The organism is Acinetobacter sp. (assembly GCF_036666595.1).
In the GTDB taxonomy this organism is placed as follows: domain Bacteria; phylum Pseudomonadota; class Gammaproteobacteria; order Pseudomonadales; family Moraxellaceae; genus Acinetobacter.
In genome coordinates this window covers 182,828-195,360 of the sequence record NZ_JAVWVO010000005.1, presented here as the reverse complement: position 1 = coordinate 195,360, position 12,533 = coordinate 182,828, and the positions used below count along the sequence as shown (strand labels likewise).

Genomic DNA, 12,533 nt, shown 5'->3' with positions numbered 1-12,533 from the left:
AACTGGTCCTGTTACTGGTGTATTGCAATAAAGATAACGACGTTAAATGAAGCCAAAATCAACTGAACTCCATTATCAAATTCCGACTGAAAATACCATGTCCCATACATGGCGACAGCCCGAATTTCAGTTTCTACACTCCGACCATTATAACGGGACTCGCTTTGTCAATTCGGTTCGTCGACCTGAGGGCCGTAGCCGAGGTGACTTGCTGAAATGGTTGATTAAGCGTAAATCTTCGACATGGAATGTGGATTTGGCACAAGAGTATGCGCACTTTCATGCCGATAAAAAAAGCCTGCCACAAGATCGGCCCCATGCCGATTTAAATGATTGGCAGGTTTGGTTTGTGGGTCATGCCACAGTATTACTCCAAATTGGGCCCTATAACTTATTGACCGATCCTGTGTGGGCTGAACATGTCAGTCCGAAGCAAGGGCGAGGACCACGCCGTGTTATGCCTGCTGGCATTGCCTTGGAAGATTTACCGACCATTCATGCGGTGCTTTTGAGCCATAACCACTATGACCATATGGATATTGCCAGTCTGAACTGGTTGTATGAACGTTTCGCCATGCCTATTTATACGGGTTTGGGTAATGGCTGGTATTTACCCAAGCACTTACAAGTATTGGAAATGGATTGGTGGCAGTCAGCGCGTCTGCATGATTTAAAACTGGTCTATACCCCAGCACAGCATGGTTCTGGCCGTGGGCTGCGCGATCAAAATCGTGCGTTATGGGGCGGGTTTAGTATTCACTGTGGCGCTGACTATGCTTATTTTGCTGGGGATACGGGGTATTCACCGCATTTTAAAGAGCTGCATCAACGTTTTGGCGCACCGCGAATTGCGTTACTGCCCATCGGGGCGTATGAACCGCGTGAGCTGATGCGCTATATGCATATGAATCCGCAAGATGCTTTTCAGGCGCATAAAGACCTGCATGCCAAATGCTCGATGGCCATTCACTATCGCACCTTTCAGCTGACCGATGAAAGTCGTGAACAACCTGAAATTGACTTAAAAGTGGCCATGAAAAATAGCTCGAAGCTGATGAATCCGTTTGTCTGTTTAAGAGAAGGTCGACGTTTAAGCGTGTAATGAACGCTTTATGTAAAGATCAGGTGATGGCTGGGACAAAAACAGTCATCACCAAGACCATAACGACATCACCAAAATATCTTTCAAATAAAATCTAAAAACCGAAAGTATGTCTCTCTGCTTGTTTGATTTTTACTCAATTTGAGCCGCGCTCATTGCTGGTAAGGCTTGTCTGAGTTTTGATCGATAAGCTCAATTGAAAATGCCCATTAACCTTGTATAAAAAGCCTTTCTTTCTGCTGTGTTTTCATCTGATCTTATCTTGTTGAAAAGCTAAAATTCTTTCTTTCTTAAAGATTTACATAGAAGAATCCGATTGTTTTTATTCGTAAAACTCGCTTTAGATTGTCACCAAAAGGGGCTATGTTAGAACAGTAATAATTACTTTAAACGGTTCATGATAATCATAATTTGATGATCAAATTTGGAGCTCGACATGACACAGAATATGCAAGCATCAGGTTGTCCATTTCACCAAAAAGATGGTGGACAAACGAGTTTAGCCAGCACCAATAATTCTGATTGGTGGCCCAATGCGCTCAATCTCGACATCCTGTCGCAACACGATAAAAAAACCAACCCGATGGATCCTGATTTTGACTATGCAGCCGCATTCAAATCATTGGATCTAGAAGCGGTGAAACAAGATCTCCGTGAACTCATCAACAGCAGCCAAGAATGGTGGCCATCTGATTACGGCAGTTACATTGGGATGTTTGTACGTACCGCATGGCACTTGGCGGGTTCTTACCGTAAACAAGATGGACGTGGCGGTGCCAACACGGGTAATCAACGCTTTGCACCTCTCAACAGTTGGCCTGATAACGTCAACACCGATAAAGGCCGTCGCCTGCTTTGGCCAATCAAACGTAAATATGGCAACAAAATTTCATGGGGCGATTTAATCGTTCTTGCAGGGACCGTGGCCTATGAAGAAGCTGGTCTAAAAACCTTTGGCTTTGGTGGTGGTCGTCTAGATATTTGGGCGCCAGAAAAAGACATTTACTGGGGTGAAGAGCGTCAATGGCTGGCACCAACGGCAAACCGCTATGCCAATGACCAAGACCGTAAATCGCTTGAAAATCCATTAGCTGCGGTACAAATGGGCTTAATCTACGTCAATCCAGAAGGGGTTGATGGCGTCCAAGATCCCCTCCGTACTGCACAAGACATGCGTGTCACTTTTGACCGTATGGGAATGGATGATGAAGAAACTGTCGCACTTACTGCGGGCGGTCATACCGTAGGTAAAGCGCACGGGAATGGTAAAGCCGAAAACCTAGGTGCAGATGTCGAAAGCGCAGACGTGGAGTTCCAAGGTCTCGGTTGGCATAACTCTGAAGGTACAGGCAATGGCGCGAACACCATGGTCAGTGGTTTAGAAGGGGCTTGGACCACACACCCGACCAAATGGGATAACGAGTTTTTCTATCTGTTGTTTACTTATGAATGGGAAAAAACCACCAGTCCTGCGGGTGCGAAACAATGGGAACCGATTAATATCAAAGAGGAAGATAAACCTGTTGATGCGCATAACCCCAACGTTCGCCGTAACCCAATGATGACCGATGCCGATATGGCGCTGAAAATGGACCCTGAATACCGCAAAATCTCAGAGCGTTTTTATGCAGATCCAGCTTACTTGTCTGAAGTGTTTGCGCGTGCTTGGTACAAGCTCACTCACCGTGACATGGGACCAAAATCCCGCTATTTAGGCGCAGATGTGCCGAATGATGATCTGATTTGGCAAGACCCAATTCCATCGGTCGATTATGTTTTGTCTGAAGCTGAAATTGAAGACTTAAAAGCGAAGTTGCTGAATAGCGGTTTAACTTCGGTTGAATTGATCAATACCGCTTGGGACAGTGCGCGGACTTTCCGTGGTTCCGACTACCGTGGCGGTGCCAATGGGGCGCGTATTCGTCTTGCACCACAAAAAGACTGGGTGGGCAATGAGCCTGAGCGTTTAGCCAAAGTTTTGGCGAAGCTTGAAGAAATTCAGGCGAGTCTGGCGAAAAAAGTCAGCATTGCAGACTTGATTGTATTGGGCGGTACGGCAGCTGTTGAAAAAGCGGCACATGCTGCGGGTGTGAATATCAAAGTTCCGTTCCTTGCAGGACGAGGTGATGCGACTCAAGAGCAAACAGATGTGTATTCTTTTGAAGATTTACTCCCTAAGCATGATGGTTTCCGTAACTGGGTCAAAGAAGATTACAGCGTACAGCCTGAAGAAATGTTGTTAGATCGTGCACAATTACTCGGTTTGACTGCACCTGAAATGACGGTTTTAGTCGGTGGTATGCGTGTGCTTGGTACTAACTATGCAGGTACACCAGAAGGTGTGTTGACGGCTCGCGTGGGGGTATTGAGCAATGACTTCTTTGTCAACTTAACGGATATGAAATATAACTGGAAACCAGTGGGTAAAAACCGTTATGAAATTGTAGACCGTGCGACAGGGGCAACCAAATGGACGGCGACACGTGCAGACTTAGTCTTTGGTTCAAACTCGATTTTACGTTCATATGCAGAAGTGTATGCGCAAGATGACAACAAAGAGAAGTTTGTAAAAGACTTTGTTGCCGCTTGGGTGAAAGTAATGAATGCAGACCGTTTTGATGTGAAGTAGTTTTCACTGGAATAAAAAAACCGCTCGAAAGGGCGGTTTTTTATGGAGTAAAGATAATTTATATAAAATATAAATTCTTTGGATTTAAGTAGTCATTCTAATTTAATGTTTAATATATTAATTTTAGAAAATTCCTAAGCTAAACTGTAAAAATTATTCGTCTAGAAATCTAATATATAGCTACATTAACTAGTCTTTCGAGTTTGAATCAATATTTGCTACAATAAAAAAAGCCCTTCCATGCTGATTGAATAACCACCTTACCTCACTTTCCTCAGTCAAAGAATTCTATAATTTTGATGCTAATAGGAAAGCTTAATGAATACTGACGTTATTAAAGGTCGTTTACTCTTCTTAAAAGAAGCTGAAAATTTGAAAAATGTAATACGTTCTTCTCATACTTCTAATGGTAGAGATGAAAGTACTGCTGAGCATACATGGAGGCTTGCGCTATTAGCCCTTGTATTTGAAGATGAATTGAAATATCTAGACTTTTCAAGAGTTTTAAAGATGTGTCTAGTTCATGATTTAGGTGAAACCATTAATGGTGATGTCCCAGCGACAGAAAAGCAAAATCATCCTAATAAAGATATTCAAGAACGTAATGATTTATTGCTCCTGACCCAATCATTAGATGAGCCACTAAGAAGTTCTTTACTTGGATTATGGGAAGAATATGAGGCTGGTCACACTGAAGAAGCTATTGCTGTAAAGGCTCTAGATAAGTTGGAAACTATTTTACAGCATAATCAAGGGGTTAATCCTGATGATTTTGATTATGAGTTTAACCTTACTTATGGTGAGAAATATACAGATAAGCATCCATTGTTTAAAAGTATTCGTACTATCCTAAATGCAGAAACCTTGCAAAAAATAAATAAATAGTAACTAATATAGGTCAGTTCTTCAGAACTGACCTATATTATAAATTATTTACACTATCTAGTTTTCGCAGAAGTTTTTCCATTTTCTTTTACCGCTCGTTCATTGGATGATATTTCTTTCTGGATTTTCTACTGAGCTTTAGCTTAGAAAGTCTTACATTACGTTAATAACTTTTCATTTCTAAATTTACCTGAAACAAAGACATTTCTATTCAAAATTAAGCTTTCCTAAACTTTGAAGAATATCTCCTTCCAACATTACCCACTCCACAAACACAGGCTCGACCAACAAAGTCTGCGACACAAAGCCATAACATACCCGTTGCACATTTAAACTCCCTTGCTTGAGTTGCACTTCATTTTCAATATAAGGCTTAAGAATGCTGTGCCACATTTGCACCATCATGGCATAACTTTTACGGTAACTTTCAATGTTTGAAACCTGTCGTTCCAGCAAGAAAGTCTGCGCCCAAAGAAACTGTCGGGCCTGAATCTGCTCAAGCTGAAAGTGAATAATCTGCTGTAAATAGGCCTCAAAAGTTAATTTTGTGGATAACTCCATCAGGCTTTGTGCATAACTTTTTAGCTGCTCCGCATTAGTTTTCACATGCTGGTGAATGGTCAATGCAACCAAATCTTCCTTCTTTGAAAAGTACTCATAAAAGGTACCTAAACCGACTCCGGCCACATCGGTAATTTCCCGAATGGTAATTTCGTGTGCATGACGCTCATGCAAAAGCCGAACAAAACTTTCTTGCAGGGCTTCTTGGGTGAGCTTGGCTCTGGATTGGCGCGGTCTACGACGGACTTGGATCTCAGGATTCTTCATGGCACAAAGCTGAACATGGCAGACTCAATTTTTCTCTATACTGAAATGAAAAGCGCAGCATAACAAGAGCAAAGTAATATGAATACCGCATGGATGACCCATCAAATTAGCAATCAGTTTGATGAACTGGAAAATTACAACCTGTTTGAAACCGATACCGTTTTACAAGAAATTCTCACTCGATATGGCAGTCTGGATCAGGTAAGACTCACAGAGATGGGTAAAGTCGTTGGCTCTGCGGAATATTATGACTATGCCGATCTCGCCAATAGGCATACGCCTATTTTACACGCCTTCGATACGCGCGGACGCCGTAAAGACTTTATCGAGTTTCATCCTGCATGGCATAAATGGATGGGGTTAAATCGTCAGTTCGATACTCATGCACATCCGTTTAATCATCTCAATTCATCCTCAAAATGGGTCGAGTGGGCAGCGCGTTTTTATTTTGCAGGGCAGGTGGAGTGTGGAAACTTGTGCCCAAACTCGATGACTTTGGGCAGTATTCCACTGATTCAACGCGAACCTGAACTATGGGCTAAAATAGGCGATAAGTTACTTTCAACCGAATACGATGAACGTGATGTGCCAATCAGCCAGAAAAAATCAATCTGGTTGGGAATGGGCATGACCGAAAAGCAGGGTGGCTCAGATGTGCGTGCCAATGAAACCATCGCTGTGCCAGTTGCGGAGTCAGGGCGAGGTCAAGCCTATTTGCTCACAGGGCACAAATGGTTTTTCTCTGCACCGATGTGTGATGCACATTTGGTGGTGGCGAAGACGGAACAAGATGGTTTGGCGTGTTTCTTTGTGCCGCGCTGGCTGGAGGATGGCACCAAGAACCCAATTCATGTGCAACGCTTAAAAGACAAAGTGGGCAATCGAAGTAATTCAAGTTCCGAAGTCGAATTCAAAGAGGCGTGGGGCATTATGATTGGGGAGGCAGGACGCGGTATTCCCACCATCATTGAAATGGCAAATTACACCCGTCTGACCTGTTCCGTGGGCAGTACTGCCATGCTTAGACAAGCCTTGGTGCAATGTATTGCCTATACCCGTCAGCGCAAAGCTTTTGGCAAACATTTAGCGCAGCAGCCTTTGATGCAAGCCGTACTGGCAGATTTAGCCTTAGAAACCGAAGCCGCGATGCAACTCAGTTTCCATTTGGCACACTGCTATGAAACGGATGATGCGCTATCTGTGGAGTGGAAACGTATTATGACCCCAGCTTCGAAGTTTTGGATATGTAAACGTGCGGTTGAACTTACAGGGGAGATGATGGAAGTCTTCGGCGGTAATGGCTATGTCGATAACGGCATGATGGCGCGTATTTTTAAAGAAGCCCCAGTCAATACCATTTGGGAAGGCTCAGGCAATGTCATGTGTTTGGATGTGCTGCGTGCTATCAGCCGTGATATAGAGTCGATTGAAATCCTGTTTAAAGATTTGGCCACCACGGCTATGCAAGATGAACAGTTGAAACAAGAGCTGCAAAATCTATTTCAGTTGTTCCAACAGACACCTGAAGAACTACAATTTATGGGGCGCAGTTTGGTCAGCCGTTTAGTGATTTTGGCACAAGCAGTCCTGCTGAAACGGCATGCACCAGACTATGTGGCTGATGGCTTTATTCAAAGCCGTTATAGTCCATTTCATGGTCGGGTTGTCGGGATGCTTGAGATGAAACAACCCGACGTAGAACGACTGCTGCATAGAGCATTTGCGGCTTAAAGCAAGTTATTGTACTGAAAGCTTTTGCGCCTCATGTTGTTCGAGTTTGACGTTGGGGCTGTCTTCAGCCTGAATAATATCAATCGGGATAAAGCGGACTTGAATAATACTTGGATTATCGTTCAAGTCTGGTAATAACTTTTGATTGAGTGCGGCAATTTGCGCTGGGCTAGGCGGGATATCTCCACGGATAGCGACTCGGACCAAAGTGAAACCCTCTTTTTTATCGTATTGGATGGTATCAATAATATTATTGGCATGGTTCAGCTCAGTGCTAATGGTCGCCTCGGTATTGCTTTCGTACAGTCGTGTATTGAGCAGCGCATAAAAGTTAAAGGAGAGATAAATCCCCAAAAGTGCCAAGAGCATTAAGCTAACAGCATTCCGTTTGAGAAACTCTTTGACATTACTCTGTACTTCTTCGGTGGAGCCGCGTCTAAAGCCTGCAATCCAAAGGACTAAAGATGAGCTAATCTGAATGGCGAAGATATTGGTCACCGCCAGTAGAAACGCATTGGCTGAGTTTTTCCATTCCATATGTGCAAATAAAATCCCGCTGGCCACCAAGGGCGGAACTAAGGCCGTTGCAACGGCGACACCCACTACCGCCACGGACAGTCGAGGTGAAACTGAAGCAAAGGCACCAGCTGCACCACCCGCTAAAGCAATCATCAAATCCAAAATGGTCGGTTGCGTGCGCGATAAAATTTCATTGGTCATGGGCAGGTCATAGTTCACCAGCCCTAAAATGATCCCGATGCTATAAATCATGACAATGCCCAGCAGCAAAGTGGATAGTGCGGTTTTAAACAGCAGCCAGCGGTTATCAATTAAAGCCAAAGCAATCCCAGAAATTGGCCCCAGCATCATGGCAACCAGCATCGCGCCAATCACCACCGCAGCCGAGTTGGACAGCAGTCCATAGCCTGCTATGACAGCAGCCAAGGCATTCATAATAAAAAAAGTTTTGCTGGGTAGAGCATCCGCTTGGATGTTTAATCGGACTTTTTGGTGGTCAATTTTTTTGGAGTTTTCGCGCAAGGCCTGCTTATAACGAATTTTTTCTTTTAGAAACTCATACTTTTCTTGGTCAGGGGTATCTTTGACCACAATGGTTGCATCTTTGTCTTTTTCGAGTGGCATGGCGATGCTCTTATTTTGTATGTGATTAAGATTTAATCTAGCGCTTTTATCAGTGTAAGCAAACAAAAAATGGTGAGAAATAATATGATTCACATTTAAATTCAGAACATGTTCTCGTCACTTTGGTTTTATTGAAGCGAGGCTCCTTAATTTTGCTGAACATCACTCAGTAACAAAGGTTTCTTAATTCAGAGCAGGACAGATCTGCTTGAAATCGCGATGTATCCAGAAAAAAACAGATCAATTGTAGATGTTTAGCTGATCCTAGAGCATGTTCTTTTAGAACAAGACGCTACGATTGGAAATAATATTTTTCATCACCATGGTGGAGATGAGACGTTGCACATTGGGCAGTGCTGACAAGTGCTCATCATAGAGTTTTTGATAACTTTCCAAGTCATAGGTTACGACATGCAGTAAGTAGTCGGGGTCGCCAAAAAGCCGTTGTGCTTTCACAATTTGAGGAACCTTAAGAATTGCTTCTTCAAGACTCTGCACCGAATCTTTATCGCCATTTTTGAGCGTCACAAAAACAATGGTGGAGAAATTCAAGCCGAGCTGGGAGATATCCAACTGTGCGCGATAGCCTTTGATAATACCAGCATCTTCTAAGGCTTTGACTCTGCGGTGACAGGGGGAGAGACTAAGCCCTACTTTATGGGCCAACTCCGTAACAGATAAACGACCATCGGCTTGCAGTTCAGCAAGAATCTTCTTATCAATTTTATCCATGTGGAAGAATCTCCCCTTTTTAGGTGTTATTGCACAAATATTTGAAAGCACATTTTAAAGCCTAAAGGATATCCTTTCAAAATTATTTGATACAGATCATGTTTTGATTGGGTCAAACCTCAAAAACGATGATGGATAAGAGAGGAAAGGGATGTCACTGAATATTTTGATTGCATTTTGGGGTGTTTCTATCCTGTTTGTGATGACCCCCGGTATAGATTGGGCCTATGCCATTTCGTCGGGGATACAGGGCAAAAGAATCTTGCCTGCGGTGACTGGGTTATTAACTGGGCACTTGATGGCGGCACTCATTGTTGCAGCGGGTGTAGGTACATTGGTGACCAGTCAGCCCGTATTACTTCAAGTGCTCACGGGTGTTGGGGCTGTTTATTTGCTGTGGATGGGGCTAAATCTATTGATGCGTCCTGCGAGTATTAGCAGTGATCAGGTGGCCATCGCATCTTCAAAGTCATGGTACATTCGAGGGGTTTATTTGAGTGGCTTAAACCCGAAAGTTCTGCTGCTATTTTTGGCTTTATTGCCGCCCTTTATTGACCCGCAAGCGGCTTTGTCGCCTACGTCTCAAATTATTTTATTGGCGGGGATTCACCTTATGAGTTGTGCGGCCGTTTATTTCTTGGTGGGATTTAGCGCTCAAAAAGTTTTGGGGACGCGCCCACAAGCTGCGAGGATGGTCAGTCGAGTATCAGGGGGATTGATGATGTTAATTGCGATGATTTTATTGTTAGAACAGTTTTATGTCTAAGCGACATTTCAAGTATATAGATCAAAGATAATGCAAAATAAAGTATTGCTTTAACCTGAAACTGAATTGGAAAATAGCGAATGGGACGGACATAGGCCTAGCCAAAATTGCTTGTAATACGTTCAAAAAGGCGTAAAATTTCTACCGCATCATCAGCGAGATGATCATATCCACAAGGTGAAAAAAATGGCAAAGAAGAAAGCTGAGCCAAAAGTTGTGATTCACAACTTCGTGGCTAAACACATGCATGAAGTCAACCAAAGCCAAGTCTTTGTAGACCGAAAGAAAAATGCAAAACGAGGCTATGACAAGCACAAAAAAGGGAGATATTCAGATGATTATCTCCCTTTTTTAATGCCTCTTCTTTGGGCTTAAGACCCTTAAGCCGTCACAATCCGTGTGGCAGATTTGACCATGTCGGCTAAACCATGGGTTTTAAAATAATATTCCATCTGACTTTTCACAATGAGTGGATTACTCATTTTCAACGCTCGCTCTAACAATTCGACCGCATCTGTCATTGGGATATGACAAATGGCTTTGCGTACACGCAGAATGTTACTTGAGCTCATCGACAGGGTGTTGAAGCCCATCGCCATTAGTAAGATCGCAGACAAAGGATCGCCCGCCATTTCCCCACAAATACTAACTGGTTTGTTGTACTTATGACACTCTTTGACTAAGCGGGTGAGCGCGCGTAAAACTGCAGGATGGAAATGTGAGTAGACATTGGCAACACGTGGATTATTACGGTCAACGGCCAGTAAATATTGCGTCAGGTCGTTTGAACCCACCGAGAAAAAGTCAACCAACTCCGCAAACTCTTCAATCTGTAATAAGACACTTGGTACTTCGACCATGATCCCGATTTTTGGTTTGGTGATTTTGACCTGTTCTTCTTCTTGCACCGCGACCCAGTCACGCTCTAGTAAATACAGCGCTTCTTCCACTTCACTGACACTGGTGACCATCGGCAGTAGAATGTGTAGGTTGTTGAGACCAATACTGGCTTTGAGCATGGCACGAATTTGCGAAGAAAAAATTTCAGGGTGGTCGAGCGTAAAGCGAATACCGCGCCAGCCGAGTGCTGAGTTTTCTTCCTCAATTGAAAAATAAGGTAAGTCCTTATCGGCGCCGATATCAAGAGTACGCATGACCACCGGTTTGTTGGCGAAGTGACTCAACTGTTGACGATAAATCGCACGCTGTTCTTCTTCACCCGGGAAGCGATCACGCAGCATGAATGGAATTTCAGAGCGATATAGACCAACGCCTTTGGCACCGCGTTGTACACCACGGACTACATCAATCATCAGACCAGTATTGACGAACAATTTGACTGCGACACCATCAGGGGTGATGGCATCTTTGGTTTCATACTGTTTTAAATCTTTGGCAATCTGTTCTTCTTCTTTTTGAATTTCTTTATAGCGACTACGTAAGCGGCGAGGTGGATTAATAAACACGCGCCCTTGGTGCGCATCGACGATCATCTCCACATCATCGAGGGTATTAACTGGTAATTCAGTGACACCAACAACGGTTGGAATACCGAGTGCGCGTGCCACAATCACCATATGCGAGTTCATGGCGCCCTCGGTAGTTACGATGGCTGCAATTTTATCGACAGGCAGTTCAACCAATGCCGCGGTTGATATTTCTTCACCAATCAGAATGCTTTCATCGGTGAGTTCACGGTGGCTGGAGTCGGCTTCTTGCAAATAGGCCAAAATCCGTCGTCCGAGGTCTTTTAAGTCCGCGGCACGTTCACGGAGATAGTCATCTTCCATTTGTTCAAATAGGTCGATGTGATTATCGATGACGATACGCACCGCGCCTTGTGCCCAGTTACCATCACGAATTTGTTCTTTAATTTCCGCTGGCAGCGCATTTTCATCCAACATGCGTAAGAACACGCTAAATAGTGCGCGCTCTTCCGCCATGAGAGCATCTTGCATTTTGTCATCAAGCGATTTGATTTCATCACGCACTGAGGTGAGGGCTCGATCCAGCAGTTCTAATTCTTCACTGATGTTATCGGCTTCACGGTCAGGGACAGCGGCCAAATCCGCAGGGGGATAGAGAATAACGGCACGACCTAATGCAATCCCGCCTGAACCAGGTACCCCTTGGAAGGTTTTGTAGGCAGGTAAATTGCTGGGTTTACGAAATACATCGATATTGCCCACCGCATGGGCATGCGCAATGACCCCAGAAAGCTGAGCACAGAGCGTGACGAGGAAGGATTCCGCAGCTTCACTAAAGTCTTGTGACTCTTTGTTTTGCACCACAAGCACGCCCATCACTTTACGGCGGTACATGACAGGTACACCGAGGAACGAGTTGTAAATTTCCTCACCTGTTTCAGGTAAGTACATAAAACGTTCATGTTTCGGTGCATTGTCAAGGTTGACGATTTCTTCACGCTGACCCACCAGACCGACCAAACCTTCACTGGTATGCAGTGAAACATGGCCGACTGAATCGGGGTTCAAACCTTTCGATGCCATCAACAAATAACGTTGATTACGTTCGTCGAGTAAATAGATGGAGCAAACGTCAACATGCATGGCTTCTGCCACATGGTTGACCATAATGTCGAGCGATTCATGCAAACTGGTGGACGCATTGATTTCTTGTACAATGCGTCGAAGGGTATCCAGTTGCATATTCGACATCGCGTCTACTCCAAAAATAATGTGCGTCCAACTTATTTA

The 12,533-nt window shown here is 44.0% G+C and carries 10 protein-coding genes; 6 read left to right on the top strand and 4 right to left on the bottom strand.

Annotation, left to right across the window (positions count from 1 at the left end):
* Positions 1 to 46 precede the first annotated feature (46 nt).
* The 3 genes from RR876_RS09030 (at position 47) to RR876_RS09020 (ending at position 4,616) form a co-directional block, all read left to right on the top strand.
* On the top strand, positions 47 to 1,102 hold the full coding sequence (locus RR876_RS09030) for an MBL fold metallo-hydrolase (protein WP_234963101.1): 1,056 nt from the start codon (positions 47 to 49) through the stop codon (positions 1,100 to 1,102).
* A 436-nt stretch (positions 1,103 to 1,538) separates the two neighbouring features.
* Positions 1,539 to 3,731 carry a catalase/peroxidase HPI gene (katG, locus tag RR876_RS09025; protein WP_332477184.1) on the top strand — a complete coding sequence of 731 codons (2,193 nt, stop codon included), beginning with the start codon at positions 1,539 to 1,541 and terminating at the stop codon, positions 3,729 to 3,731.
* A 318-nt stretch (positions 3,732 to 4,049) separates the two neighbouring features.
* Entirely contained in the window at positions 4,050 to 4,616 is a 567-nt protein-coding gene (locus RR876_RS09020; RefSeq protein ID WP_332477185.1) for an HD domain-containing protein, read from the top strand.
* 207 nt (positions 4,617 to 4,823) lie between these two features.
* On the opposite strand, the gene RR876_RS09015 is transcribed toward RR876_RS09020, so the two are convergent.
* Positions 4,824 to 5,444: a TetR/AcrR family transcriptional regulator gene (locus tag RR876_RS09015; RefSeq protein ID WP_332477186.1), complete on the bottom strand. Its 621-nt coding sequence runs from the start codon at positions 5,442 to 5,444 to the stop codon at positions 4,824 to 4,826.
* A 78-nt stretch (positions 5,445 to 5,522) separates the two neighbouring features.
* On the opposite strand from RR876_RS09015, the gene RR876_RS09010 reads away from it, so the two are divergent.
* Positions 5,523 to 7,175, top strand: coding sequence for an acyl-CoA dehydrogenase family protein (locus RR876_RS09010; protein WP_332477187.1), 1,653 nt, complete (start codon positions 5,523 to 5,525; stop codon positions 7,173 to 7,175).
* Between the two features lie 6 nt (positions 7,176 to 7,181).
* On the opposite strand, the gene RR876_RS09005 is transcribed toward RR876_RS09010, so the two are convergent.
* Together RR876_RS09005 and RR876_RS09000 are read right to left on the bottom strand one after the other, a co-directional pair.
* Entirely contained in the window at positions 7,182 to 8,318 is a 1,137-nt protein-coding gene (locus RR876_RS09005) for a DUF389 domain-containing protein (RefSeq protein WP_332477188.1), read from the bottom strand.
* Positions 8,319 to 8,597: 279 nt separating this feature from the next.
* Complete coding sequence (locus tag RR876_RS09000) at positions 8,598 to 9,050, bottom strand: Lrp/AsnC family transcriptional regulator (RefSeq protein WP_010325833.1); 453 nt, start codon at positions 9,048 to 9,050, stop codon at positions 8,598 to 8,600.
* A 151-nt stretch (positions 9,051 to 9,201) separates the two neighbouring features.
* On the opposite strand from RR876_RS09000, the gene RR876_RS08995 reads away from it, so the two are divergent.
* Both RR876_RS08995 and RR876_RS08990 read left to right on the top strand, forming a co-directional pair.
* A complete protein-coding gene (locus tag RR876_RS08995; protein ID WP_332477189.1) occupies positions 9,202 to 9,816 on the top strand; it encodes a LysE family translocator in 615 nt (204 codons plus the stop codon).
* 186 nt (positions 9,817 to 10,002) lie between these two features.
* Positions 10,003 to 10,191 (top strand): hypothetical protein, encoded by a 189-nt coding sequence (locus RR876_RS08990; protein WP_332481862.1) that lies wholly within the window; start codon positions 10,003 to 10,005, stop codon positions 10,189 to 10,191.
* Positions 10,192 to 10,196: 5 nt separating this feature from the next.
* Here RR876_RS08990 and ptsP read toward each other — a convergent pair whose 3' ends face one another.
* Positions 10,197 to 12,494 carry a phosphoenolpyruvate--protein phosphotransferase gene (gene ptsP, locus RR876_RS08985; RefSeq protein ID WP_332477190.1) on the bottom strand — a complete coding sequence of 766 codons (2,298 nt, stop codon included), beginning with the start codon at positions 12,492 to 12,494 and terminating at the stop codon, positions 10,197 to 10,199.
* Positions 12,495 to 12,533: the final 39 nt, after the last annotated feature.

Bases quoted from the DNA above. Each gene is read 5' to 3' on its own strand.
- RR876_RS09030 (WP_234963101.1), top strand. From the start codon at position 47: ATGAAGCCAAAATCAACTGAACTCCATTATCAAATTCCGACTGAAAAT.
- katG (WP_332477184.1), top strand. From the start codon at position 1,539: ATGACACAGAATATGCAAGCATCAGGTTGTCCATTTCACCAAAAAGAT.
- RR876_RS09020 (WP_332477185.1), top strand. From the start codon at position 4,050: ATGAATACTGACGTTATTAAAGGTCGTTTACTCTTCTTAAAAGAAGCT.
- RR876_RS09015 (WP_332477186.1), bottom strand. From the start codon at position 5,444: ATGAAGAATCCTGAGATCCAAGTCCGTCGTAGACCGCGCCAATCCAGA.
- RR876_RS09010 (WP_332477187.1), top strand. From the start codon at position 5,523: ATGAATACCGCATGGATGACCCATCAAATTAGCAATCAGTTTGATGAA.
- RR876_RS09005 (WP_332477188.1), bottom strand. From the start codon at position 8,318: ATGCCACTCGAAAAAGACAAAGATGCAACCATTGTGGTCAAAGATACC.
- RR876_RS09000 (WP_010325833.1), bottom strand. From the start codon at position 9,050: ATGGATAAAATTGATAAGAAGATTCTTGCTGAACTGCAAGCCGATGGT.
- RR876_RS08995 (WP_332477189.1), top strand. From the start codon at position 9,202: ATGTCACTGAATATTTTGATTGCATTTTGGGGTGTTTCTATCCTGTTT.
- RR876_RS08990 (WP_332481862.1), top strand. From the start codon at position 10,003: ATGGCAAAGAAGAAAGCTGAGCCAAAAGTTGTGATTCACAACTTCGTG.
- ptsP (WP_332477190.1), bottom strand. From the start codon at position 12,494: ATGTCGAATATGCAACTGGATACCCTTCGACGCATTGTACAAGAAATC.